Origin of the sequence: Sphingomonas sp. Leaf9, from assembly GCF_001421355.1 — a bacterium.
Lineage (GTDB): Bacteria > Pseudomonadota > Alphaproteobacteria > Sphingomonadales > Sphingomonadaceae > Sphingomonas.
This window is the reverse complement of sequence record NZ_LMKC01000001.1, coordinates 809083-834260: the sequence shown is the minus strand read 5'-3', so window position 1 is coordinate 834260 and position 25178 is coordinate 809083. Positions and strand designations below refer to the sequence as shown.

22 protein-coding genes are annotated in these 25178 nt (G+C 66.4%); 8 read left to right on the top strand and 14 right to left on the bottom strand.

Going from position 1 to position 25178, the window contains the following annotated elements:
* The 3 genes from ASE58_RS03995 to ASE58_RS03985 form a co-directional block, all read right to left on the bottom strand.
* Entirely contained in the window at nucleotides 1-186 is a 186-nt protein-coding gene (locus ASE58_RS03995; protein WP_055818212.1) for a hypothetical protein, read from the bottom strand.
* A 51-nt stretch (nucleotides 187-237) separates the two neighbouring features.
* Nucleotides 238-1767, bottom strand: coding sequence for a carboxylesterase/lipase family protein (locus ASE58_RS03990; protein ID WP_200909286.1), 1530 nt, complete (start codon nucleotides 1765-1767; stop codon nucleotides 238-240).
* A 196-nt stretch (nucleotides 1768-1963) separates the two neighbouring features.
* On the bottom strand, nucleotides 1964-3001 hold the full coding sequence (locus ASE58_RS03985; protein ID WP_055759427.1) for a LacI family DNA-binding transcriptional regulator: 1038 nt from the start codon (nucleotides 2999-3001) through the stop codon (nucleotides 1964-1966).
* 119 nt (nucleotides 3002-3120) lie between these two features.
* Here ASE58_RS03985 and ASE58_RS03980 point away from each other — a divergent pair, with 119 nt between their 5' ends.
* Together ASE58_RS03980 and ASE58_RS03975 are read left to right on the top strand one after the other, a co-directional pair.
* Nucleotides 3121-3948 carry a 2-keto-4-pentenoate hydratase gene (locus ASE58_RS03980; protein ID WP_055817988.1) on the top strand — a complete coding sequence of 276 codons (828 nt, stop codon included), beginning with the start codon at nucleotides 3121-3123 and terminating at the stop codon, nucleotides 3946-3948.
* Nucleotides 3949-4124: 176 nt separating this feature from the next.
* On the top strand, nucleotides 4125-5408 hold the full coding sequence (locus ASE58_RS03975) for an MFS transporter (RefSeq protein ID WP_055817986.1): 1284 nt from the start codon (nucleotides 4125-4127) through the stop codon (nucleotides 5406-5408).
* 88 nt (nucleotides 5409-5496) lie between these two features.
* Here ASE58_RS03975 and ASE58_RS03970 read toward each other — a convergent pair whose 3' ends face one another.
* Entirely contained in the window at nucleotides 5497-5895 is a 399-nt protein-coding gene (locus ASE58_RS03970; RefSeq protein WP_055817983.1) for an EVE domain-containing protein, read from the bottom strand.
* Between the two features lie 139 nt (nucleotides 5896-6034).
* Here ASE58_RS03970 and ASE58_RS03965 point away from each other — a divergent pair, with 139 nt between their 5' ends.
* Complete coding sequence (locus ASE58_RS03965) at nucleotides 6035-6442, top strand: hypothetical protein (RefSeq protein ID WP_055759435.1); 408 nt, start codon at nucleotides 6035-6037, stop codon at nucleotides 6440-6442.
* Between the two features lie 75 nt (nucleotides 6443-6517).
* Nucleotides 6518-6808, top strand: a complete 291-nt coding sequence (locus tag ASE58_RS03960; protein WP_055759439.1) for a DUF3297 family protein — start codon at nucleotides 6518-6520, stop codon at nucleotides 6806-6808.
* A 7-nt stretch (nucleotides 6809-6815) separates the two neighbouring features.
* Here ASE58_RS03960 and ASE58_RS17805 read toward each other — a convergent pair whose 3' ends face one another.
* The 7 genes from ASE58_RS17805 to ASE58_RS03925 all read right to left on the bottom strand — a co-directional run bounded on the left by ASE58_RS17805 (nucleotide 6816) and on the right by ASE58_RS03925 (nucleotide 17128).
* Entirely contained in the window at nucleotides 6816-7268 is a 453-nt protein-coding gene (locus ASE58_RS17805; RefSeq protein ID WP_156347595.1) for a hypothetical protein, read from the bottom strand.
* Nucleotides 7265-8200: an oxygen-dependent tRNA uridine(34) hydroxylase TrhO gene (gene trhO, locus ASE58_RS03950; protein WP_055817979.1), complete on the bottom strand. Its 936-nt coding sequence runs from the start codon at nucleotides 8198-8200 to the stop codon at nucleotides 7265-7267. Before trhO ends, ASE58_RS17805 begins: the two co-directional genes overlap by 4 nt.
* A complete protein-coding gene (locus ASE58_RS03945) occupies nucleotides 8200-9003 on the bottom strand; it encodes a LytR/AlgR family response regulator transcription factor (RefSeq protein WP_055759444.1) in 804 nt (267 codons plus the stop codon). Before ASE58_RS03945 ends, trhO begins: the two co-directional genes overlap by 1 nt.
* The gene (locus ASE58_RS03940) at nucleotides 9000-10100 is read right to left on the bottom strand and encodes a sensor histidine kinase (RefSeq protein WP_055817977.1); all 1101 of its coding nucleotides are present in this window, start codon (nucleotides 10098-10100) and stop codon (nucleotides 9000-9002) included. Before ASE58_RS03940 ends, ASE58_RS03945 begins: the two co-directional genes overlap by 4 nt.
* 151 nt (nucleotides 10101-10251) lie before the next feature.
* The gene (locus ASE58_RS03935; protein WP_055817975.1) at nucleotides 10252-12729 is read right to left on the bottom strand and encodes a TonB-dependent receptor; all 2478 of its coding nucleotides are present in this window, start codon (nucleotides 12727-12729) and stop codon (nucleotides 10252-10254) included.
* Between the two features lie 154 nt (nucleotides 12730-12883).
* Complete coding sequence (gene ligA / locus ASE58_RS03930; protein WP_055817973.1) at nucleotides 12884-15022, bottom strand: NAD-dependent DNA ligase LigA; 2139 nt, start codon at nucleotides 15020-15022, stop codon at nucleotides 12884-12886.
* 39 nt (nucleotides 15023-15061) lie between these two features.
* Nucleotides 15062-17128, bottom strand: a complete 2067-nt coding sequence (locus tag ASE58_RS03925; protein WP_156347594.1) for an EAL domain-containing protein — start codon at nucleotides 17126-17128, stop codon at nucleotides 15062-15064.
* 119 nt (nucleotides 17129-17247) lie between these two features.
* Here ASE58_RS03925 and ASE58_RS03920 point away from each other — a divergent pair, with 119 nt between their 5' ends.
* The gene (locus tag ASE58_RS03920; RefSeq protein WP_055761456.1) at nucleotides 17248-18768 is read left to right on the top strand and encodes a fumarate hydratase; all 1521 of its coding nucleotides are present in this window, start codon (nucleotides 17248-17250) and stop codon (nucleotides 18766-18768) included.
* 251 nt (nucleotides 18769-19019) lie between these two features.
* Here ASE58_RS03920 and ASE58_RS03915 read toward each other — a convergent pair whose 3' ends face one another.
* Genes ASE58_RS03915 through otsB form a run of 3 tightly spaced genes read right to left on the bottom strand, consistent with a single transcriptional unit; the run spans nucleotide 19020 to nucleotide 22929 of the window.
* A complete protein-coding gene (locus ASE58_RS03915; protein ID WP_055817969.1) occupies nucleotides 19020-20396 on the bottom strand; it encodes an alpha,alpha-trehalose-phosphate synthase (UDP-forming) in 1377 nt (458 codons plus the stop codon).
* On the bottom strand, nucleotides 20393-22189 hold the full coding sequence (locus ASE58_RS03910) for a glycoside hydrolase family 15 protein (protein WP_055817968.1): 1797 nt from the start codon (nucleotides 22187-22189) through the stop codon (nucleotides 20393-20395). The genes ASE58_RS03915 and ASE58_RS03910 overlap by 4 nt, the downstream gene beginning before the upstream one ends.
* Nucleotides 22186-22929 (bottom strand): trehalose-phosphatase, encoded by a 744-nt coding sequence (gene otsB, locus ASE58_RS03905; RefSeq protein ID WP_055817966.1) that lies wholly within the window; start codon nucleotides 22927-22929, stop codon nucleotides 22186-22188. Before otsB ends, ASE58_RS03910 begins: the two co-directional genes overlap by 4 nt.
* Nucleotides 22930-23059: 130 nt before the next feature.
* Between otsB and ASE58_RS03900 the strand changes: the two genes are divergently transcribed.
* The 3 genes from ASE58_RS03900 to ASE58_RS03890 all read left to right on the top strand — a co-directional run bounded on the left by ASE58_RS03900 (nucleotide 23060) and on the right by ASE58_RS03890 (nucleotide 24960).
* A complete protein-coding gene (locus ASE58_RS03900; protein WP_055818207.1) occupies nucleotides 23060-23362 on the top strand; it encodes a GIY-YIG nuclease family protein in 303 nt (100 codons plus the stop codon).
* 93 nt (nucleotides 23363-23455) lie between these two features.
* Nucleotides 23456-24331, top strand: a complete 876-nt coding sequence (folD, locus tag ASE58_RS03895; protein WP_055818205.1) for a bifunctional methylenetetrahydrofolate dehydrogenase/methenyltetrahydrofolate cyclohydrolase FolD — start codon at nucleotides 23456-23458, stop codon at nucleotides 24329-24331.
* Nucleotides 24328-24960 (top strand): MarC family protein, encoded by a 633-nt coding sequence (locus ASE58_RS03890; protein WP_055817964.1) that lies wholly within the window; start codon nucleotides 24328-24330, stop codon nucleotides 24958-24960. Before folD ends, ASE58_RS03890 begins: the two co-directional genes overlap by 4 nt.
* Nucleotides 24961-25178 lie beyond the last annotated feature (218 nt).

Here is a 25178-nt window from a genome sequence, read left to right as displayed (position 1 = left end):
TTAACGGGGCGCAGGGAGGTCGATTTTGACCGCGTGCGACGGGATTGGAATGGTAAGCAGTACGGCTGCGCTGGCGAGGCCCGCGAGCGCCCAGCCATAGCGCCTGGCGCGCAGGTCAACGATGCCGCGCGCGAGGGAATAAAGGCCGGCCGCTGCCAGTGCGAGCATCCACAACGGCGATGTCATCTTGGTCAGGATAGCGTCCGTCCCGGTCGGCGGCAATGCGACCCGCCGCCCTCACGTCCCTGGCTGGATATACGGAAAGCGGGCGAACAGCTCGCGTTCCCAGCGGCGGGGATCGTCGACCACGCGGCTGGTCGTGTCGAACACCATCGTCGCGCGCCGGGGAAGGGTGTGGCGCGGCCAGTCGCGTGCCGGATGGCCGTTGCGAGCCAGCGATACGAACGCCGCCATCATCCGGGCCGACAACGCCCGGGCGGCGGGGCCGGTGCCGCTGACCGAACCGGCGGCGTCGAGCGTACCGAACACCAGCGGGATGTCGTCGGTATGCGCCGCGCCGCCGCCGGGGCGCACCGGCGAGCTGTAGTCGAGCTGATAGACCCAGGTGGGTGCCCCGGCGGCGGCACGGGCTTCCGCTTCGATCACCTGTCCCGGCCAGCTGCGCCCGGCGGTGGTCGCGCGGTAGAGGATGTCGTGCGGCGTCATCGCCGGGAATTGAGTGCGATACTGCGCCACGATCCATTCGGGCGGGGCATCGACACGCAGCTGCGGGGCGATTCGGCTCGCCAGATTGTCCCAGCTGAGGTCCGGCGGCGGGGCGATGAAGGCACGGGTTTCCTCCCGCGTGTTGCCCAGGATCAGCGGGATGGACCGGCCAAGCGGATGGGCGTCGGGCCAGAAGGGATGGCGGGTGAGCGAGCGCATGTCGAGCACCGGCCCCATATAGACCCCGCCGCCAAGGATCGGGTCCTCGGCCGACAGCGCGTCGATCAGCCGGGCGACCGGCAGGGTCACGGCTTCGGCAGGTGTGGCCTTCAGCCGGGCCAGGAACGCCTGCGCGCGGCGGGTGGCGTTGAGCGGGCCGGAGGCGGTGACCTGTTGCCCGCTCATCGTCGCGGCGGCGTGGAACAGGCCGTGGGCGTCGGGCATCGCCATCAGCGTCCCGATCTTTGCGCCGCCGCCCGACTGGCCGAACAGCATCACGCGCGACGGATCGCCGCCGAAGTGCGCGATGTTGGTGCGTATCCAGTGCAGCGCGAGCAGTTGATCGCGTTGTCCAACATTGCCGCTGTCGGGGAAGCGCGGGTTGAGCCGGGCGAGGTAGAGATAGCCGAGTGCGTTAAGGCGGTGATTGACCGTCACCACTACCACGTCGCCGTCGGCGGCGAGGCGGTGGCCGTGGACCAGCGGGTCGACCACGGTGCCGTTCATGTACGCGCCGCCGTGGAGATAGACCATGACCGGGCGGTTGCCGCCGCGCCGGGCGTCGGGGGTCCAGATGTTGAGGAACAGGCAATCCTCATTCTGGTTGTCGATGTTGGCACGTTGCGGGCAGGACGGGGCGAAATCGGTCGCGGCCAGCGTGTCGCGAACCGGCGCGGGTGCCGTAACGGCATGAAACCGAAAGCGGGTCGGGTCGATGCCATAGCGGATGCCGCGAAAGACCTGCACGCCAGCTTCGGTCGTGCCGCGCCAGCGTCCGGCTGGGGCTGTGACGACCGGATCGGCGGCGGCGCGGGCGGGGCGGACCAGCGCCAGTGCGGCAGCACCGGCGATCACGTCGCGGCGGGCGATTGGCAGGGTCATGCAGTCTCTCTCCCGTGCCAACGCTCCCGTTTGTCCTGAGTAGCCATTGAGCTTGTCGAAATGGCGTATCGAAGGACTGCCGAAGGTGCTTCGATACGGGTCTTCGACACGCTCAGCCCCTACTCAGCAGGAACGGGTGTGGGCGGATATATCCTTGTCAGTCGGCAGGGTAATCGGTGTCATCCGCCGCCGCAAGTCACGGCTGCGGCTTGGCGACCGAGGCGCGGCGGATCAGCGTCGAGACGAACAGCGTCGCCTCCGCTTCGGGCGCATCGGCATCGGGTTCGTCGTCGTCCTCGCCGATCAGCTTCAGCGCGGCGGCGCGGGCCATGGTGGCGATCGGCCAGCGGACGGTGGTGAGCGGCGGCCACAGGTGCGACGCGATCGAGGTATCGTCGAACCCAACGATCGACAGGTTTTCGGGCACGTCCAGCCCGCGCTGCCGGGCGATATGCAGTGCCCCCGCCGCCATTTCGTCGTTCGACGAAAAGATCGCGGTCGGGCGCGGCGACAGGTCGAGCAGCCGTTCGGCGGCGCGCATCCCCGATTCGAAGGTATAGTCGCCCTGCGCGATCCAGGTGCGTTGCACGCCGAGGCCCGCGGCCTCCATCGCCTCTTCATAGCCCTGTTGCCGCTCGAACGCCGAGCGGAAGCCGTGCGGGCCGGCGATCATGCAGATGCGGCGATGGCCGGCGGCGAACAGGTGATCGATCGCGCCGCGCACCGCCTCCCGATCGTTCGACGACACCATATGCGCGGGGTCGTCGAACGCGGCGGACCCCATGCGGACATAGCGGCAGCCGATCTGCGCACAGAGCGCGGCCAGCGCATCGTTTTCGGAAATGGGCGGCAGCAGCATCACGCCATAGGGCCGCTGCCGTTCGAGGAAGCGGCGGATTTCGTCGCGCATGTCGGGCGCGCCGCGATCGACCGGATGGACCAGCAGTTCGAATTCGGTGTCGCGCAGCACCTCCAGCAATCCCTGCTGCACGCGCAACACCATCTGCGCATTGGGATTGTCGTGGATCAGCGCGATCAGGAAGTTACGCCGCAGTGCCAGCGCGCGCGCCTGCGGATTGGGAATGTAACCAAGCTCGGCGATGACCGCCTGCACCTTGTCGCGCGTCTCTCCGTTCAGGAGCGGCGACTGGTTGATGACCCGGCTGACGGTCTTTTTGGAGACTCCGGCGAGGCGGGCGACGTCGTTGATGGTCGGCTGGCCGGTTTTCTTCATGGCGCAATCGATAGCGTGGGGCGCGCGATCCGCCAATGTCCCGGAGGGACGATTTCACCGCCTTGCGTGTGACACCGGTTTCCTATAGGCCCGTCGCAGTAACGGGAGAGGCTGTGGGCATGGGTAATCGCGATCGTATCGCGCAGGCGTTCGTGACGGCGCGGCAGCAGGCGGCCGGCCTGTCGCCTTATCCAGGCGAGCCGCCGATGACGCTGGCCGAAGCCTATGCCATCCAGGACCGGGCGATCGCGATCGACGGGCGCGTCGCTGCCGGGTGGAAGGTCGGGCGGATCAACGCGCCGCTGGATGCGACGCTGGGCGTCAACCGGCTGGCCGGGCCGATCTTTGCCGACCAGATATTCGGGGCGGAGACGGCGACGATGGCGGTCATCGCCGACGGCTTTGCCGCGGCGGAGGCGGAATATTGCGTGCGGATCGGCCGGGCACCCGAAGCGGGCCGCACCGCCCTGTCGCTGGACGAGGCGCTGGCGCTGGTCGATGCGGTGCATATCGGCGTGGAGATCGCCAGTTCGCCCTATGCCGGGATCAACGCCGACGGGCCGTTGGTGACGATCAGCGATTTCGGCAATAATTTCGGGCTGTTGATCGGGGCGGAAGTGCCCGGCTGGCGCGAATTGGGTTTTCTCGACTGGCCGGTGGAATCACGCATCGACGATGCGGTGGTGGGTAGTGCCACCGCGCGGGCGATGCTCGACGGGCCGATCGGCGCGGTCGCGTTCCTGGTCGATTGCCTTGCCGCGCGCGGGCAGGCGCTGATGCCAGGCACCTGGGTGTCGTCGGGCGCGGTGACCGGCGTGCACCAGATCCGGCCGGGCCAGCGCTTCGAGGCGGATTTCGGCGTGCAGCATGTGCGGTGCGGGATCGTGGCGGCGGCGGGTAACGCAGACACCGGCCGTACCCCCGCGCAGGCGGGGGGCCAGGGTTGATGATCGCGACGGCCTGATCCCGTGGCTCTGGACCCCCGCCTGCGCGGGGGTACGGTCGGTGGGCACCGGGACGGCGGCGGTGGGTGCGCGACGTGGTGCCATCGCCCAAAACGAACACCGCGGAATCACCCTCGTCAGAAGGGTCGATCCGCAGAGGATGCAAGCGGAGGCGTGGAATGACGGAGCAGGGTGACGGCATCGAACGCGCGGTCGCGCGCGCGGGGCGCTATCGCTGGGGGATCGTCGCGCTGTTGTTCATGGCGACGGTCATCAACTATGTCGACCGGCAGATGATCGGGGTGCTGAAACCCACGCTGTCGAAGGACCTTGGCTGGAGCGAAACCGACTTCGCCAACGTCATCTTCTTTTTCCAGATGGCCTATGCGATCGGCTATATCGGCTTTGGCCGGATCGTCGACGTGATCGGCGCGCGGATGGGCTATGCCGTCGCCTTCGTCATCTGGCAGGTGGCGCACATCGCCCATGGCGGCGCATATGGCGTGACGCAGTTCGCGATGGCGCGTTTCGGCCTGGGGCTGGGCGAGGCGGGGAATTTCCCGGCCGGGATCAAGGCGGTGACCGAGTGGTTCCCGGCCAAGGAACGCGCCTTCGCCATCGGCGTGTTCAATGCCGGGGCCAATGTCGGCGCGATCATCACCCCGCTGGCGGTGCCGGTACTGACGGTCGCCTATGGCTGGCGCATGGCGTTCGTGGTGACCGGCGTGGTCAGCCTCGTCTGGCTGGTCGCGTGGCTCGCCTTCTATCGCTCCCCACGCGATCACCGGAACCTGTCGGGTGGCGAGCTGGCGTGGATCGAACAGGACCCGGCCGATCCGGTGCAGCGGCTACCCTGGGCGAAGCTGGTGACGAAGCGCGAGACCTGGGCCTATGCGCTGGGCAAATTCTGCATCGATCCGATCTGGTGGTTCTTCCTGTTCTGGCTGCCGGGCTATCTGGGCACGCGCTACGACCTCGATCTTCTTAGCTTCGGGCCGCCGCTGGTCGCGATCTACCTGTTGTCCGATCTGGGCAGTGTCGCAGGCGGATGGATGTCGTCGCGGCTGATCGCGAGCGGGCGGAGCGTCAACTTCGCGCGCAAGGCGACGATGTTCGTCTGCGCGGTGGCGGTGCTGCCGGTGCTGTTCGCCCAGTCGATCGACAATCTGTGGGTCGCGGTGCTGGTGATCGGGATTGCCACGGCGGCGCATCAGGCGTTTTCGGCGAACCTCTATACGCTCCCCTCCGACCTGTTCCCGCGTGCGGCGGTGGGGTCGGTGGTCGGGATCGGGGGGACGGTCGGCGCGGTGGGGGGCATGTTGATGGCGAAATATGCCGGTTATGTGCTCGATGGGATCGGCAGCTATGCGCCGTTGTTCTTCGTTGCTGGGTCGGCGTACTTCGTGGCGCTGTTGCTGGTGCATCTGCTGTCGCCACGGCTGGCGCGGGTGGAGGGGGCGTAGGTCCACCCCGTCTCCCCCCGTTCTCGACGCACGCTTCTCGACTTCGCTCGAAGCTGCTCGAACCGAACGGGGGCGAAAGGGGGAGGGCTCAGCCCTTTGCCAACCCCATCACCACCGCCCATTCCGCCTCGCTGACCGGCGACACCGACAGCCGCGACTGGCGCAGCATCGCCATGTCCTTCAGCGCATCCTCGCCCTTCATTGCCGCGAGCGTCACGGCACGGGGCAGGGGGTGGTCGGGTTCGATTCGCACCGACACCCAGCCTTCGTCGCCATCGGCCTGCGCCGTCCGGGCGATGCGCGCCACGCCCACCGCCGCCTTGTCCTTGCCCGAATGATAGAAGAGCGCGTGGTCGCCGACCGCCATCGCGCGCAGGTGTTTTGCGGCGGCATGGTTGCGCACGCCGTCCCATTCGGTGCCGGTATCGCGCACCAGATCGTCCCAGCCATAGCTGCCGGGTTCGGACTTCAGCAGCCAGTGCGCCATGGGGTATCCTTTTCCTAAACCGCCGGTGAATGTCCGGTTCCGCGTCCGTTCAGTCGCCCGGTCGTATCGAATCGATCATCGGCGCAGATGCGTCGACATGACAAGGGCGCGATGCCCCGGACATGTAGAGGAGATTGGCATGAAGACGTTGCTGACCAAGGCGGGTCTGGGGCTGTCGCTGGCCGCCACCGCGCTTACCGCCGCTGCCCCTGCCGATGCGCAGTGGCGCCGCGGGTATGATCGGGGCTACGACCGTGGCTGGCACCGCGATCGCGGCAATGGCGGTGCGGCGGTCGTCGCCGGGATCGCCGGCCTCGCGATCGGCGCCGCGCTGGTGTCGAGCGCCAATGACGGCCGCTATCGCGACCGTTATTACCGTGACCGTGGCTATGCCTATAATTACGACGATCGGTATTATCGTCAGCGCGGCTATTACCCGAACGACGGGTATTACGCCTATCGCTACAATAACTACCAGCGTTGCTGGGTCGAGCGCCGCTACGACCCCTATTATGACCAGACGGTGCGCGTGCGCGTCTGCAACTGATCGGGCGGGGCGGGGGAGCGATCCTCCGCCCTTTCCGCTTGGCGGGGGCGGCGTTTTGCGGCATGGGCCGCGCCCATGACTGATACGCCCCCCGATCGCCTCTCGATCAATCCGCGCAGCCCGCATTTCAACCAGCCCGTGCTGGAGCGTGGCATCGGCATCCGCTTCAAGGGCGCCGAGCGCAACGACGTCGAGGAATATTCGATCTCCGAAGGCTGGATCCGCGTCGCGCTCGGCAAGAAGGTCGACCGCAAGGGCCAGCCGCTGACCATCAAGCTGTCCGGCCCGGTCGAAGCCTATTACCAGACCCCCGCCGAGGGTGAGGAAGCGCCGGCCGAGGACGTGAAGGCGGACGAGGCGGAGTAAGCGCCGCTCAGGGCCATGGCGGATGGGCATAGCGTCCATCCGCCGGGTCATAATGCAGGATCGTGTAATCCGGCCGGTTCTCGTGGATCAGCGTCACTGGCCGGTGCAGCAGATCACCCAGCCAGCCCAACAGGTCGACGATCGCGGTATCGTGATCGGTGTCGGCTGGATTGACGGTAAAGTCTGCTTCCAATCCGCCGTAGATGCAAAACGTGACGGTCACCCCGCGCCATTCGAACAGCACCGTTCGGGACGGCTCGGGCGACAGGGCGAACACCGACTCGATCGTCGGTGGCATCCGCGTCGGATCTGCTCCGCAGAAATAGGACGGCTTAGGATCGTGCCGGCGTAACGCCGACCAAAGTCGTTGCCAGTCGTCGCCGTCCGGCTGCTCCACTATGATATGACGCACCGAGCCGTCGGGAATGAGCTGTTCCCGCAGCCACGGCCGGTCGATCACTGGCCGTCCTTATCCATCCGCGCGCCCACATGCTGCTCCCCGCGCTTCGCCGCCAGCGTCACCTGCCGATGCCGTTCCGCCTTCGCCGCCAGCGTCGCCGCGTCGCGCGTGCCTGCGCAGGCGGGGCATTGCACGCCATCCTCGAACAGCAGCGAGGCGCGGTCTTCCGGGCTGACCGGCATGCGGCAGCCGCGACACAGGCCATGGGTCCCTTGCGCCAACCCGTGCCCTACCGCGACGCGTTCGTCGAAGACGAAGCACTCGCCCTGCCACGCGCTGGCTTGCTCGGGCACTTCCTCCAGATATTTCAGGATGCCGCCATCGAGATGATAGACGTCCTCGACCCCTTCGCTTTTCAGGAAGGCGGTCGATTTTTCGCAGCGTATGCCGCCGGTGCAGAACATCGCGACCTTGCGCTTGCCCGCCAGCAGGTCGTCGCGATGGGCGCGGAACCAGTCGGGAAAATCGCGGAAGCTGTCGGTCTGCGGATCGATCGCACCGGCGAAGGTGCCGACCTTCACCTCATACGCATTGCGGGTGTCGATCACGACCGTTTCCGGATCGGCGATCAGCGCGTTCCAGTCGGCTGGCGCGACATAGGTGCCGACGATCGCGGTCGGATCGGTGCCGGGCACGCCCATCGTCACGATTTCGCGCTTCACCCGCACCTTCAGCCGGTGGAACGGCATCGTCGCCGCGTGGCTGAACTTGGGCGCCAGATCGGCGCAGCCCGGCAGGGCGCGGATCGCGGCAAGCGCGGTGGCGATGCCCTCCGCGCTGCCGGCGATGGTGCCGTTGACGCCCTCGCTCGCGACCAGCAGCGTGCCACGAACGTCCGCACCCGCCAGCACCGTTTCCAACGTGTCGCGGGTCCCCTGCGGGTCGGCAATGTCCGTGAAGCGGTACAGCGCCGCGACGGTAATCCCGCTCATCAGTGGACGAAGCGCGCCACCACGTCGCGATACGAGCGGCTGACCTTCACCTGCGACCCGGATTCGAGGATCAGGAAGCATTCGCCGTTGGTGTGCGGCTTCACCTGCTTCACCAGGTCGAGATTGACGATGGTCGAGCGGTGCACCCGCTGGAACCGGCGCGGGTCGAGCCGCTTTTCGAGGTCCTTCATCGTCTCGCGCAGCACCAGCGAATTGTCGCCGGTGTTGATGACCATGTAGTCGCCGGCCGCCTCGATCATCTCGATCGTGTCGACATCGACGCGGAAGATCTGGCCGCGATCCTTGATGTTGATGAGCTTTTCGAAGCGGTTCGCGCCGACCGCGTCGTCGCCCTCGGCCTCCATTTCGGCGGCCGTGTCGGGGGCGACCTCGGCCAGCACTTCCTTCAGCTTCTCGACCTCGGCCTGGCCGCGCTTTTCGGTCAGGCGCTGGCGCACGCGGTCGAGCGTGTCGGCGAGGCGCGATTCCTCGACCGGCTTCATCAGGTAATCGACGGCCTGCGCCTCGAACGCGCGGATCGCATGGTCGCTATAGGCGGTGACGAACACCACCAGCGGCGGTTCGACCTCCATCAGCCCCTGCACGACCGAAAAGCCGTCGAAGCCGGGCATCTGGATATCGAGGAACACGAGGTCGGGCTTGTGGGTCTTGATCGACCGGATCGCCTCGCGACCATTCTGGCACTTGTCGATGATCTCGACATCCTCATGCGCCTGCAACCGCAGTTCGAGGCCCTGGATGGCCAACGATTCATCGTCGACAAGGATGGTACGGATGGTCATGCAGCCTCTTTGGTAACGTCTTGCGTCTGGTACGGCAGTTCGATCTCGACCACGAAACCGCCGTCGTTTCCGCCGCGGGTTTCGAAACGATGGTCGGGGCCATACGCCTGTGCCAGCCGGTCCCGGATATTCTGTATGCCGACACCGGTGGACAGCGTCGGCCGCTTCGGCCCGTCGATCAAGCCGGGGCCGGTGTCGGACACGGCGATCTGCACCCGATCCCCGGCCAGTCGAGCGGTGATCGCGATATCGGCCCCGTCCTCCTGCGGCGTGACCGCATATTTGATCGCGTTTTCGACCAAAGGTTGCAGCAGCAGCGACGGCAGCCGCGCGTGTGCCACGCGGCCGTCGATGTCGAAACTGGTGCGCAGGCGATCTTCGAACCGCATCTTCTCGATATCGAGATAGAGTTTGAGGGTTTCAACCTCCTGCTCCAGCGTGACGTGCGCGGTCGGTTCGTTGGCCAGCGTGTAGCGCAGGAACGACGACAGCCGGCTGAGCATCACGTTCGCCTTCTCGGTCTGTTTCAGCAGGACCAGCGTCGAGATTGAATTGAGCGTGTTGAACAGGAAATGCGGGTTCAGCTGGTAGCGCAGCATGGCGAGCTGTGCCGACGAAGCCTGCATCTCAAGCATCCGCATCTCGTCGACCTGCTGTTCGACCACCAGGTAGAAATTGATCCCGAAATAGAGCGCCGACCAGCCGGACAGCACCATGAAGTTCAGGAACAGCGTGCCAAGCACCAGCGACAGGCTGACATCGGGGGAGGTGTTGCGGATGAAGGTAAAGACGAACGCGTCGATCAGCGAATAGGCGAAGGTCGCCGCCGACAGGGTGCACAGCGTCAGGAAGATCGCCGGCACGCGCGGCAGCGAGCGGTAATAGCCGTAGAGGACGCTCATCAACAGCGTCAGGCAATATCCGACGATCACCTCGACGATATTGCCCAGCACGATCTTCAGCGGCGCGGCGCTGGCCACCGCCGAGCTGGACCGCAGCAGCAGATAGCCGGTCCAGCCGGCCGCCTGCAGCAGCCAGAAGGCGCGGTTCTTCTGTTCGAAGAAGGGGCGCGAGAAAATGGCGGGCTTCGGCGTCATGCGCTCCGTCAGTCGTCTTGTGCCCCCCATGGGCGTCATAGCCGGGCGGGGGCGAGTTGGCAAAAGTGCCTCTAGCGCAAGCGAGCCACAAACGAAAACCGCCGCCCCGTTGCCGGGACGGCGGTTGCCGTTTGGTGGGTTCGGGTAAGGCTTAGAAGCCGAACTTGATCGAACCGATGACCGTGCGCGGATAGCCGACCGACAGGTTCGGATTGCCCGACGATGCGTCGACCTGCGTGCTGATGTTGCCGAAATACCGTTCGTTGAACAGGTTGCGGACGTTCAGCGACAGGTTGGTGCGCTTCAGGCCATAGTCTGCCAGGCTGAAGCGTGCGTCGAGATCGACCAGCGTGTAGGCGCCGACCACCACGTCGTTCAGGTCGGTCAGGAAGCGCTCGTCGACCCACTTGCCCTGCACGCCGACGTTGACCGGGCCGTAGTTCAGTTCCGCGCGGCCGCCGAACTGCCATTCGGGCATTTCCGGCACGGCCTTGCCCTTGGTCTGTGCGACCGTGGTGCCGGCAGTCTGCACGTTCGAGAGCAGTTCGGTGTGGGTGTACGACGCGATCGCCGTCAGGCCCAGCCAGGTGGTCGGACGCACGGTGGCGGTGGCATCGAAGCCGTAGCTGTCCACTGCGCCGATGTTGCGATCGAACGAGATGCCCTGATCGAAGTCGAACGACGACACGATGCGGTTCTGGTACTTGATGTACCAGCCGGTCAGCTGCGACTGCACGATGCGGCTGTTGTAGCGCAGGCCGAGATCGAACGAGTCGGTCTTTTCCGGCTGCACGCCGATGAACGGTGCACGATACAGGTTGTCGGTGCGCGGTGCCGAGAAGCCCTTCGCATAGCTACCGAACATGCTGATGTTGGTATCGACGAAGTTGTAGGTGAAGCCGGCGTTGGGCAGCAGCGCGTCATACTTATACGTCGTTGCGAACGGCGCATAATAGGGCGTCGCACCGGTGGTCGGGACGACTGCGTTCGGGGCGATGATGCGCAGCGATGCGATCGGTTCGCTGGTGCAATAGGCGAAGCCCGAACCGCGCGCCTCGATCGGGCAATAGGTTTCGAGATCGCGCTTGAAGAACGGCGCACGCAGACCGAGCTGCAGCGTGAAGGCGCGGTCGAAGAAACGACCGATATATTCACCCGAGACCTGGTTCAGCAGGGCGGTCGACTTGCGGTCGCGCTGCGAGATCACGAAACCGTCGGCGGCGAGGACAGGGCGGCCATTGCGGCCCGAGAAGATGTCCTCCGGCATGCCGTTCGAATAGAGGTAGCCCCATTCGCCGGTCTGGCGGTGGTTGGCGTTGTCATAGGTATAGGCGACGCGAACGCGCTGGTCTTCGGTGATGTCGTAGCGGAGCGACGCGATGCCGGTGTAGCGGTTGGTGTTGGTGATGTTCGGCGAGAAGAAGCGCACCGTGTCGCGGAAATCGCCGTCACCGTTGAAATCGACACCCTGCGAGGTGGTCAGGCTGCCCTTGGCGCGTGCCGAATTCTCGGCCAGCGTCGAGGTGCCGCCGCCATGGGCCAGCGTGTACTGGTAGGAACCGTCGAGGGTCAGCGTCAGCTTGTCGGACAGCGTGAAGCGCGAGTTGGCGCGGACGTTGCCGGTGTTCGACGGATTGACGCGGATGCCATAGTAGTTCGAGCAATTGTTGGCAGCCTGCGCGGTGCCGTTGACCGGCGTCGGCGTCGAGCAGAATTCGTCGTTTTCGAAATTGCTCGCAGCTTCGAACTGGCTCTTGTTCAGGTCGATGCGGATCGGGTTGGCGGGCGATGCCGATGCGTTCGCCGGGATCACGCCGGTGCCGAACAAGGTGCGCAGGTCACCCACCGAAACCGCGCGATAGAAGTTGTTGCGGTTCTCGTTGTAATGGCCCGAAATACGGATGAAGTCGCCATTGTCGCCCAGCGGCTGGTAGATGCCGGCGTTGAACTGCTGCTTGCGAATTTCACCCGGACCACGGAACTTGTCGTTCGAAGCCTTCGACGCCGACAGGAAGGCGCGGGTGCCGAACGAGGTCAGGTTGCCGGTTTCGATCAGGCCGAACACGCGGTGGAAATCGAAATCGCCATACGAGGCGACCAGCGTCGCCGACAGCGTCTCCGACGGGATCAGCGTGCGATAGTTGACGGTGCCGCCGGCGGCCGATGCGGTCGGGCTGTCGATGTCGGTCGCGCCAAGGTTGACGTTGATCTCGTCGACCAGCTCGGGGTCGAGCTGCTGGTTCGAATAGATCGCGTAGTTGCCCGAATCGTTCAGCGGGAAACCGTCAAAGGTCAGCGAGACGCGGTTGCCGTCGAAACCACGGATGCGGATGTTGCCGCCGGCCGAACCGAAGGGATCGCTCTGGGTGAAGTTGACGCCCGGAACGATGTTCAGCGCGTCGAGCACCGTGTTGCCGGGAGCCTGCTTCGCGATGAATTCCTGATCCAGTACGACGCGCGCCTTGGGGCTGTCGGGGATCTTGATGCCTTCGACGCCGTTGTTCGCGGCGCTGCCGGTGACGACGATTTCTTCCGATTCGAAATCGGTCGAACCGGTCGACTGTGCGAAGGCCGAGGCCGGGAGCAGGAGCGCGGCAAAGGCCACGCCGGCATAGAGCTTGGTGTTCATAAGTCCCCTTTGAATCGCAAGGTTCTGGCGCGACTCGAGTACGCTGGTTCAGGCGGTGGCATTCACCGTCCCGGCGCCAATGAACGCGCCATATTTCTATTTTGCGACAATCGAAAGCGGGGAACTCAGTCTGTTTGGGTGCGTTGCAAAAACGTCACGTTGTTGCAGCGGATACGATGTCCGCCCAGGCGGCTTCGTCGATCACGCGGATGCCCAATTCCTCCGCCTTGGCCCGTTTCGACCCGGCATCGGCACCGACCACCACCAGGTCGGTCTTCTTCGACACCGACCCAGATACCCGCGCGCCCAGCGCGTCCGCCTGCGCCTTTGCCTCGTCGCGGCTGAGCGTTTCGAGCTTGCCGGTGAACACGACGGTCTTGCCGGTCAGTTCGGAGGCGACCGCCTTGTGCTCGACCGGGGTGGGGGTGACTTCGCGGAGGAGGTCGTCGACCACCGCGCGGTTATGTTCCTCGGCGAAGAAGGCGAGCAGCGCGTCGGCGACCTCGGGGCCTATGCCCGCCGTCTCGACCGCGGCGACCAGCGCGCGGCCGCGGCGCAGGACGAACTTGCGATCGTTCTCGCCGATCGCGGGCACGGTCTCGGCGCGGACGACCAGCGCGCGTTCGATCATTTCCAGAAACGCTTCGATCGTGCCGTAGCGGCGGGCGAGGTCGCGGGCGGTCACTTCGCCGACATGGCGGATGCCGAGCGCGAAGAGGAACCGGTCAAGCCCGATGCTGCGCCGCGCGTCGATCGCCGCCAGCAGCTTGTCGACGACCAGCTCCGACATGCGCTCGCGCTGGACCAGCGCGTCGCGGTGGGTGTGGAGGCGAAAGATATCGGCGGGCGAGGCGATCAACCCGTCGCGAAAGAAATCCTCGACCCGGACCAACCCCAGACCGGCAATGTCATAGGCGTGGCGCGAGACGAAATGGATCAGCCGTTCGACGCGCTGCGCCGGGCAGACGAGGCCGCCGGTGCAGCGCACGACGACTTCGCCCTCGCCCCGTTCGGCGAGCGACCCGCATTCGGGACAGGTGGTGGGAAAGGCCCAGGGCTCGCGCGTTTCGTCGCGGGTCAGGTTCTCGACGATCTGCGGGATGACGTCGCCGGCGCGCTGCACGACCACGCGGTCTTGCGGACGCACGCCCAGCCGTTCGATCTCGTCGGCATTGTGCAGCGTCGCGTTGGTGACGACGACCCCGCCGACCGTCACCGGCTCCAGCCGCGCGACCGGGGTTAGCGCGCCGGTGCGGCCGACCTGAATGTCGATCGCCTTCAGCGTGGTCTGCGCGCGTTCGGCCGGGAATTTGTGCGCGATCGCCCAGCGCGGGGCGCGACCGACAAAGCCCAGCCGCTCCTGCCAGTCGAGCCGGTCGAGCTTATAGACCACACCGTCGATGTCATAGGGCAGGTCGGCGCGGGCGGCCTCGATCGCGCGATAGACGGCGAGCGCTTGCGCCGCGCCCTCGCAGCGCTGGAAGGCGTCGGCGATGGGTAAGCCCCAGTCCTTGAGCGCCTGCACCACGCCGGCCTGGCTGTCGGCGGGTAGCGCCCCGACCTCGCCCCAGCCATGCGCCAGGAACTTGAGCGGGCGCGACGCGGTGACGGCGGCATCCTTTTGCCGAAGCGATCCGGCGGCGGCGTTGCGCGGGTTGGCGAACTGCCGCGCCCTGGCCGGGTCGACGGCTTCGGCCAGCAGCCGGGCGTTCAGGCCGGCAAAGTCCTGCTTCGCCATATACACCTCGCCGCGCACCTCGAACACGTCGGGCGCGGCGGCGGGCAGGGTCTGCGGAATGTCGGCGATGGTCGCGACATTGGCGGTCACGTCCTCGCCCACCGCGCCGTCGCCCCGCGTCAGCGCGCGGACCAGCCGGCGATCCTCGTAGCGCAGCGAACAGGACAGGCCATCGATCTTCGGCTCGGCGGTCAGCGCGACAGCTTCGTCATCGGACAGGCGCAGGAAGCGGCGGATGCTGGCGACGAATTCCGCCACGTCTTCATCGGCAAAGGCGTTGTTGAGGCTGAGCATCGGCCGGGCATGGGCGACCTTCGCCAGATGGCCCGAGGGCGCACTGCCGACGCGCAGCGAGGGGGAGTCGGTGCGGACCAGATCGGGAAACGCCGCCTCGATCGCGCGATTGCGGCGGACCAGCGCGTCATACTCGGCGTCGCTGATCTCCGGCGCGTCGTCGCCATGATAGGCGGTGTCGGCCCGGGCGATGCGGTCGGCCAGGTCCGCCAGTTCAGCGCGGGCTTCGTCTTGCGTGGGCGGCAGGGGCTGCGTGGTCATGGGGGCAGCGCTACCGGGGGCGGCGCGCCCGATCAAGCGTCACTCCCCCGCGTCGCGTACCGTGCTGCGGCGGATGGTGACGCGGCGTTCGACGACGATGGGATGTTCGAAATGCAGCCCGGCGCGCCCGTCCTCGGCCCAGCGCAGCGTCGCCGCCGTCCACTGGCCGCCGCCGGTGTCGATGCGCAGCGTCTTGCCGATCGCCGATTCGTCGAAATCGACCAGATCGATCAGCGCGCCATTGGCCGACAGGTCACGGATGCGGGCCGAACGACGGGTGCCATCGACCTCCAGCGTGGTCGAGCGCAGCATCCGCGTGCGCGGCGAACGCGGCGCCTTGGGTCCCCGCGGGGTCAGCGCGCCACCCTCCGCCAGCAGCCGCGCGGCAGTGGCGGCATTGTCCAGCGGCTGGCCATAGACGAACCCTTGCACGTCGTTGCAGCCCAGTTCGCGCAGCGCGGTCAGTTCGTCGTGATATTCCACGCCCTTGGCCGTGATGTCGATGCCCAGCATCTCGGCCATCGTCGTGATCGCGCGGACGACGGCGGCGTTGCGCCCTTCGGGATCGCTGACGCCGCGGACGAACGACCGGTCGATCTTGACCCGGTCGAACGGCACGCGGCGCAGGCACGACATCGACCCCTGGCCCGCGCCGAAATCATTGAGCGCGATCCGTACGCCGATGCCGTGCAGTGCAGCGAAGGTGCCGATCGCGGCACGCATGTCGCGCAGCACGCTGTCTTCATCGAGGTCCAGCTCCAGCCGCTCGGGCGGCAGGCCCGAGCGGGCGACGGCGTTGGCGATGATCGCGGGCAGCGCCGGGTTGGTGAACTGGGTGCCCGACAGGTTGACCGACAGCCGCGCGGTGCCGGGCCAGGTGGCGGCGTCGTGGCAGGCGGTGCGCAACACCCATTCGCCGATCGATTCGATCAGCTTGCATTCCTCCGCCACGCCCAGGAATTCGGCGGGCAACAGCGTGCCGCGCGTCGGATGCTGCCAGCGCAGCAGCGCTTCGAACCCGGTGATCCGGCCATCGTCGAGCGCCACAACCGGCTGGTACACGATCCGCATCTGGTCGCGGGCCAGCGCGACGCGCAGGTCGTCTTCCATCTGGCGCCGCGACCGCGCACCGTCGAGCATCGCGTCGTTGAAGAAGCGCGCGACACCACGCCCGGCATCCTTGGCGGCATAGAGGGCAAGGTCAGCATGGCTGACCAGCGCGTCGGGGGTGGTGCCATGGTCGGGCGAGACGGCGATGCCGACCGAACAGCCGATCGATACCGCCGCGCCGTTCAGGAAATAGGGCTGCGACAGCGCGACGATGATCGCCTGTGCCAGCGTCGCCATTTCCGCGCGGTTGCCGATCCGGGGCAAGATGACCTTGAATTCGTCGCCGCCCAGCCGGCCGACCAGCCCGGCATCGCCGACGGTGCGCAGCAGCCGCTGCGCCACCTGTTTCAGCAGCGCGTCGCCGACCGGATGGCCCATCGTGTCGTTGACCGCCTTGAACCGGTCGAGGTCGAGCAGGAACAGCGCGATGCCGTCATAGCCCGGCTGGGCCAGCGTCTGTTCCAGCGACATCCGCATGCGTTGCCGGTTGGCAAGGCCGGTCAGGCTGTCGAACAGCGCGAGGCGGGTGATCGCCGCGTCCGACTGGCGAACGGCGGCCATGTCGGTGCCGGTGCCGACGAACCCCTCGAACCGGCCATAGGGGTCGGTGAACGGGCTGCCCGATACGGTCCAGCTGCCCGCGCCATGCCCCGCCGCCGCCGGGCTGACGGCATAGTTGGTGAAGGCGGTACGCGCAGACAGGTGGAAGGCGATGGTGCGTTCGGCATCGCCCTGCGCCAATTCGTCGCCGGCGATGCGCAGCACGTCGATCAGCGGCCGGCCGACCGGATCGATGCCGGCGGCGGCGAACACCGCGACGATCTTGTCACTCAGATACGCGATCCGGCCGTTGCGATCGGTCTGCCAGAACCAGTTGGGGCTGTGATCCTCCGCCTCGCGGATCAGGCGCAGCGTACGGTCGGACGGCGCGCGTACGCTATCGTCGGTCCCTTGGACCAACGACCGCAGTGCCGCCTTCAAACCACCGCTCGTCAATGCGCTTCCCCCGCGTGATCGGTTGGCAGGATAGCGTCACAGAAGTGAACGAATTCTTTGCGTGGGCGCACGATCACCCTGTAGGGCGGGAAAGATTTTCGACAGACATGGACCCCATGATGACCGTCACCATCACCGAAGCCGACCTGATCGACAGCGTGGCCGACGCGCTCCAGTTCATCAGCTACTATCACCCGATGGACTATATCCGCGCGCTGGGCGAAGCCTATGCCGCAGAGACCAGCCCGGCGGCCAAGGACGCGATCGCGCAGATCCTGACCAACAGCCGGATGTGTGCCGAGGGGCATCGCCCGATCTGCCAGGATACCGGCATCGTCACCGTGTTCGTGAAATGGGGCCAGAATTGCCGCCTCGACAGCGACCGGTCGCTGCAGGAGGTCGTCGATGAAGGCGTCCGCCGCGCGTACCTGCACCCCGAGAACAAGCTGCGCGCCTCGATCCTCGCCGATCCGGCGTTCACGCGCCGCAATACCAAGGACAATACGCCGTCGGTGCTGCACGTCGAAATGGTGCCGGGCGACACGGTATCGGTCGACGTCGCGGCCAAGGGTGGCGGTTCGGAAAACAAGTCCAAGTTCAAGATGATGAACCCCAGCGATTCGATCGTCGACTGGGTGCTGGAGATGATCCCGCAGATGGGCGCCGGCTGGTGCCCGCCGGGCATGATCGGCATTGGCATCGGCGGCACCGCCGAAAAGGCGATGCTGCTCGCCAAGGAATCACTGATGGCCCCGATCGACATGGGCCAGTTGAAGGCGCGTGGGGCGCAGAGCGATATCGAGGCGCTGCGCATCGAGCTGATGGACAAGGTGAATGCGCTCGGCATCGGGGCGCAGGGGCTGGGCGGGCTGTCGACCGTGCTCGACGTCAAGATCCTCGACTGGCCGACCCATGCCGCGTCGAAGCCCGTCGCGATGATCCCCAACTGCGCCGCGACCCGCCACGCGCATTTCACGCTGGACGGCAGTGGCCCGGCGTATCTGGAGCAGCCGAACCTCGCCGACTGGCCCGACGTCAACTGGACGCCGGACAAGGCGGCGATTCGCGTCGACCTCGACAATCTGACGCCCGAAGTGGTCGCGACGTGGAAGCATGGCGACCGGCTGTTGCTGAACGGCAAGATGCTGACCGGCCGTGACGCCGCGCACAAGCGGATCGCCGACATGCTGGCCAAGGGCGAGGAGCTGCCCGTCGATTTCCGCGGCCGCGTGATCTATTATGTCGGGCCGGTCGATCCGGTGGGTGAGGAAGTGGTCGGCCCCGCCGGTCCCACCACCGCCACTCGCATGGACAAGTTCACCCGCATGATGCTCGACCAGGGGCTGCTGGCGATGGTCGGCAAGGCGGAGCGCGGCGCGGACGCGACCAAGGCGATCGCCGAGCGGAAATCGGCGTATCTGATGGCGGTTGGCGGTGCGGCGTATCTTGTCGCACGGGCGATCAAGGGGTCGAAGGTCGTCGGGTTCGAGGACCTCGGCATGGAAGCGATCTACGAGTTCGAGGTGCAGGATTTTCCCGTCACGGTCGCGGTGGATAGCGAGGGGCAGAATGTCCACCACCTCGCGCCGCTGGTGTGGCGGGAGAAGATCGCGAAGGAGCGGTTGCTCGAAGGGGCGTGATACGCGCTTGAGGGGACGGGTGACGTTCCCTTTCGTCATTCCCGCGAAGGCGGGAATCCATTGACGCCGACGTTGCGGATAGAAGCGCGAGCGTTGCGTGTATGGGTTCCCGCCTGCGCGGGAACGACGACGGAGGTGGGGCGGCCGCTCCCCCTCACGTCACCCCGGACTTGATCCGGGGTCCCGCTGCTTCTCCCGGCGGCGGTGAGAAGCGGGACCCCGGGTCAGGCCCGGGGTGACGGGCAGGGCGGTTATTGCGTGTCCGCAGACAGCGCCTCGATAAACCGCTTGCGCCACCAGATCACATCTTCATCGACGATATTCTCGATCATCGCCTGCCACCGGTCGATCCGCTCGGCGCGCGGCATCCTGAGCGCCTTGTCGATACCGTCGGCGATATCCTCCGCGCTGTACGGGTTCACCATCAGCGCACCGACCGACAGCTGCTGCGCCGCGCCGGCAAAGCGCGACAGGATCAGGACGCCAGGATCGCGCGGGTCCTGTGCCGCGACATATTCCTTCGCCACCAGGTTCATGCCGTCGCGTAAGGGCGTCACCAGCCCGATGCGCGCCGCGCGATAGATGCCGGCCAGCACCTCGCGCGGATAGCCCTTGTTCACATAGCGGATCGGCACCCAGTCGGTATCGGCATAGGCACCGTTGATCCGCCCCGACATCTGTTCCAGCGTGTTGCGGATGTCGCGATACGTCTGCACCGCAGAGCGCGACGGCGGGGCGATCTGCAACAGATAGACCAAAGCCCGCCGGTCAGGGTGGTTCTGCAGGAAGCGTTCGTATCCCGAGAACCGCTCGGGCAGCCCCTTCGAATAATCCAGCCGGTCGACGCCGACGATCAGGCTGCGCCCGACCGCGCTTTCCAGCTGGTTCAATTGCGCCGCGCGCGCGACCGGCCCGGCGGCCCCGGCGATGAAGTCCTTCGCCTCGATCCCGATCGGGCAGCTGATCGCGCAGATGGTGCGCCCGCCGACGGTGACGTTGTTGCCGTCGACCGTGCCGTCCATCTCCTCCTTCACATAGTTGAAGAAGCTGTCGAGCCACTCCTCGTTCTGGAACCCCACCACGTCATAGGCGAACAGCGCCTCGACCAGACGACGATGGTCGGGCAGCGCGGTCAGCAGCCGGCGCGGCGGCCACGGGATGTGCAGGAAGAATCCCATGCGGTTGGTCACGCCCTGCTGACGGAGCACCCAACCCAGCGGGATCATGTGATAGTCATGGACCCATACCAGGTCGTCGGGTTCGATATGCGGGCCGATGCGTTCGCCGAACACGCGGTTGACCCGTTCATACCCGCCCTGGAAATCGCGTTCGAACTCGGTCAGGTCCAATCGGTAGTGGAACAGCGGCCACAGCGTCCGGTTGGCATAGCCGTCATAATATTCCTCGACGTCCTGCTCGGAGAGATCCATCACGGCGCTGGTAACGCCGCCATAGGTCTGGAACCGCAGCTCGCGATTGTCGCTGGTCTCGCCCGACCAGCCGAACCAGATACCGTCCTCTTCGGCCAATGCGGCGTTCAGCGCGACGGCCAGCCCGCCCTGCGCCCCGCCGCCGGTGCCAGGCTGGGGAGCCTGCACCCGGTTCGAGATGACGATCAATCGGCTCATCGTACTACATTCCATGACTTGCTGAGCAGGACGGCGGAATTGATCATGCCGACCAGCGAGTAGGTTTGGGGATAATTGCCCCACAATTCCCCGGTTTCGGGGTCTATATCCTCGGACAGTAGCCCGGCGGGCGTGCAGCGCGACAGCATCTCCTCCAGCAGCTCGCGCGCATCGTCGTCGCGGCCGGTCGCGTGCAGCGCCTCGATCAGCCAGAAGGTGCAGACGTTGAACGCCGTTTCGGGCAGGCCGAAATCGTCGGCGATCGCATAACGCAGCATGTGGCTGCCGCGGCGCAGCCCCTTTTCCACCGCCTCCAGCGTGCCGAGGAAGCGCGGGTCGCTGGGTTCGAGGAAGCGCAGGTCGAGCAACTGGATCAGGCTGGCGTCGAGGTCGTCACCGCCGAACGTCGCCGACATGCGGTTCGTCTCCGGCCGCCATGCCTCACGCTCGATCTTGGTGCGCATCGCGGTCGCCCGGTCGCGCCAGAAGGTTTCCCGCTCGGTCAGCCCCAGCGTGCCCGCGACATTGGCGAGCCGGTCGCACGCCGCCCAGCACATCGCCGCGCTATAGGTGTGGACATGGCTCTTGGTGCGCAGCTCCCACAGGCCCGCGTCGGGCTTGTCGTATGCTTCCCAGGCGCGCTCGCCGATCGGCTCCAGCGCCTCGAAATCGGCCTGCTTGCCGACGCGGAACAGGCGCTGGTCGAAAAAGCCCTGCGCGTTCGACAGGATGATCTGGCCATAGGCGTCGTGCTGGATTTGCTCATACGCCTGGTTGCCGACGCGCACCGGGCCCATGCCGCGATAGCCGTCCAGCCCCTCCGCCTCGCGCTCGACCAGCGTCGCTTCGCCACCGACGCCGTAGAGCGGCTGGATTTGCCCGTCGGCGGCATTGTCGACGATGTTGCGGAGATATTCGAGATACCCCTCCAGCACGTCGAGCGCACCCAGCCGGTTGAGCGCCTGCACCGTGTAATAGGCGTCGCGAATCCAGCAGTAGCGATAGTCCCAGTTGCGCCCCGAATTGGCGTGTTCGGGGATCGAGGTGGTGAGCGCCGCGACGATCGCGCCGGTTTCCTCGTGCTGGCACAGCTTCAGCGTGATCGCGCTGCGGATCACCGCCTGTTGCCATTCGACCGGCGTGGCGAGGCCGCGCACCCAGTGGCGCCATTCGTCGATCGTGTTCTTCAGCATCCGCTCGACCGAGGCGGGCAGCTCGTCGGAAAAGCTCTCGTCCGGCCCCAGGAAGAAATGCAGCGTGCGCTCGACGCGGAACAGGCGCTCGTCCTCGATCCAGCCGACCGGTGCGCTGGTCGACAGGCGGATCGCCTCCTGGTCGAGCAGATAGCGGATATGGTTCGACCCGCGCGTGCGCTCGGCCGGTGCGCTGCCCCAGTCGACCGACGGGCGCAGGCGGACGCGGATGCGGGGGCTGCCGGCCAGCGGGCGGACGATCCGGCAGAAGGCGACCGGACGATACATCCGGTCGTGCCGTTTGAAGCGCGGGCAGAAATCGATCACCTCGATCGCATTGCCCGCCGCATCGGTGTGGCGGGTGACCAGCACCGGCGTATTGCGGATATAGGTCTGCTCGGTCTCGACACAGCCGTCGAGGTCGATCTCCCAGAAGCCGAACGCCCCGTCCGATGCTCGCCGCCGATCGTCGAGCAGCGACGAAAAGGCGGGATCGCCATCGACGCGCGGCAGGCAGCCCCATACGAAGCGTCCGTTGCGGTCGACCAGCGCCGATACCTGGCAATTGCCGATCGGCCAGAGGTCCATCGTCGCGGTCATGCGTTTGTCTCCAGCCAGTCGAGAAATGCGGCCACATCGTCCAGCCGGTATGCAGCGGCAGTGTCGCGCATCGGGCCGATCAATATGCCCGCGCCGCCATGATGCGCGGCGACCACCATGCCCGGTTCGTCGGTCAGGTCGTCGCCGACGAAGATCGGATCGTGCCCGGCGAAGGGCGCGCTTTCGCACAGCGTCGCGATCGCGGTGCCCTTGTCATGGCCCGCCATGCGCAGCTCGATCATCATCTTGCCCGCCTGTGCCGTCAGACCGTCACGCTGGGCAAAGGCATCGACCAGCGCATGCGCCTCCTGTTCCACCTCCGGCGCGCCGCGATAATGGATCGCGACGCCCAAGGTCTTGATCTCGATCACGATCCGCGGATCGTCGCCGAACCGGTCGGTAAAGGCACGCTCGGCGGCGGTCAGGCTGGCGGGACGGTCGGGCAGGAGGGTGTCGCCGCCGGCGGGGCGGATTTCCGCGCCGTGGCTGCCGACGACGGCGAAGTCGCGGATCGTATCGCCGAGGAAGCCGTCGATCTGTTCGATCGACCGCCCGCTGACGATCGCGACCCGCCCGTCCAGCCGGGCGGGCAGGCGGGCAAGCAGCGCATGGAGCGCCGGGTCGACGCTCACCGCATCGGGCTTGTCGGCCAGCTCGACGAGCGTGCCGTCGAAATCGAGGAACAGGCCGGCATCATCGAGCAGGCCGGCGGGCGGAGGGGGGAGGTCCTGGTACGGCATCGTGCCGATGAACGCCGCGTACGGCGAAATCGTTTCGCAGGTGCGGTGTATTTTGACGAGGAGGCGCTTCGAAGCGCATCCTCGTCACCCCGGGCTTGACCCGGGGTCCCGCTTCTTCTTCTCTCGGACGATGGCGAAGGAAAGGCAAGGCGGCTGGATCTACATCATGGCCGACCGCTATCGCGGTGCGACCTATGTCGGCGTGACGACCGATCTCGCCGCCCGCATTTACCAGCACCGTACCGGCGGCGGATCAATCCACTGCGCTAAATACAACCTCGACCGCCTAGTCTGGGCCGAGAGCGGCGACGACATCCTCGCCTGCATCGCCCACGAAAAGCGCATGAAGCGCTGGCACCGCGACTGGAAGTTTGACCTGATCGAGCGCGCGAACCCGGATTGGCGTGACCTTTCCCCAACGATCGTCGGATGAAGAAGCGGGACCCCGGGTCAAGCCCGGGGTGACGGTGTGTTTGGGGTAACCGGGGGGTGGCGAACGCTGCCCACACCCTTTATGCACGCGGGCATGACAGCCCGGATCATCGACGGAAAAGCCTTCGCCGCGACCTTGCGCGCGCGTGTCGCCACCCATGCCGCGACCTTCGCGGCCGAAGCCGGCCGTCCCGCCGGCCTCGCCGTCGTGCTGGTCGGCGAGGATGCGGCATCGTCGGTCTATGTCCGCTCGAAGGGGAAGGCGACGCGCGAGGCGGGCATGGCCAGCTTTGAACACCGCCTGCCCGCCGACGTGTCGCAGGACGATCTGATCGCGCTGGTCGAGCAGTTGAACGCCGACCCGGCGGTCGATGGCATTCTCGTCCAGCTGCCGCTGCCGAAGCATCTCGACACCGATGCGGTGCTGTTGACGATCGATCCGGACAAGGATGTCGACGGCTTCCACCCGGTCAATGCCGGGCGGCTGGCGACTGGGCTGCCCGGCATGGTGCCGTGCACGCCCTATGGCTGTCTGCTGCTGCTGCGGGACGAACTGGGTGACCTGTCGGGCATGGATGCGGTCGTCGTCGGCCGCTCGAACATCGTCGGCAAGCCGATGGCGGCGCTGCTGACCGCCGAGAGCTGCACCGTCACCATCGCCCATTCGCGCACCCGCGACCTCGCCGATCATGTCCGCCGCGCCGATATCGTGGTGGCGGCGGTGGGGCGCGCGAACTTCGTCCCCGGCGACTGGATCAAGCCCGGTGCGACCGTAATCGATGTCGGCATCAACCGCACCGATGCCGGCCTGGTCGGCGATGTCGACTTTGCGTCGGCGTCGCAAGTCGCCGGCGCGATCACGCCGGTCCCCGGTGGCGTCGGGCCGATGACCATCGCCTGCCTGCTGCGCAACACGCTGGTCGCGGCGCACCGGCGTGTGGGGCTGGCGTTCGACGACAAGACGCTATGATCGAGCTGTTCGTCTCGTCGCTCATCACCTTCTTCGTGGTGATCGATCCGCCGGGCTGCGCGCCGATCTATGCCGGCCTGACCACCGGCGCGTCCAACCTGCAGCGCCGGGCGATGGCGATCCGCGCGGTCGGCATCGCCGCCGCGATCCTCATCGTCTTCGCCCTGTTCGGACAGGCGCTGCTGAAGGCACTGGGCATCAGCCTCGACAGCTTTCGCATCGCTGGCGGCATCATGCTGTTCCTGATCGCGCTGGAAATGGTGTTCGAAAAGCGCACCCAGCGCCGCGAGGACCGCGCGCAGAAGATCATCGAGACCCACACCGAGATGCATGAGGTGGAGGATGTCTCCACCTTCCCCATGGCGATGCCGATGATCGCCGGGCCGGGGTCGATCGCATCGGTCATGCTGCTGATGAGCCAGGTCGGCGACTGGACCGCGCGGGCGGTCGTGCTCGGCGCGCTGGCCACCATCCTCGCCCTGACGCTGGCGGCGCTGCTGGCGGCCGGGCCGCTGATGAAGCTGCTGGGCGCCCGGATCGAGGCGGTCATCACCCGCCTGCTGGGGGTTTTGCTGGCGGCACTGGCGGCGCAGTTTGTGATCGACGGGGTGCGGGCGAGCTTTCTGTAAGGCAGCTACGGGGCAGGGGCGTCCTGGTCCGATCCGGCCGGCTCGCTGCCGATCGGCGTGCCTTGGTCCACGCTTCGGGCAGGGAAATGTCTCTGATCTGTTGCCGATTAGTTACAGTCGTTATCAAAATTTCCTTATCCTTCTGCGCGTATTTACTTTTTCGGCGTCTGGGTACGTAATCGCCTTCGGAAACGATGCGCCGTAGCGGTGTGTCATTT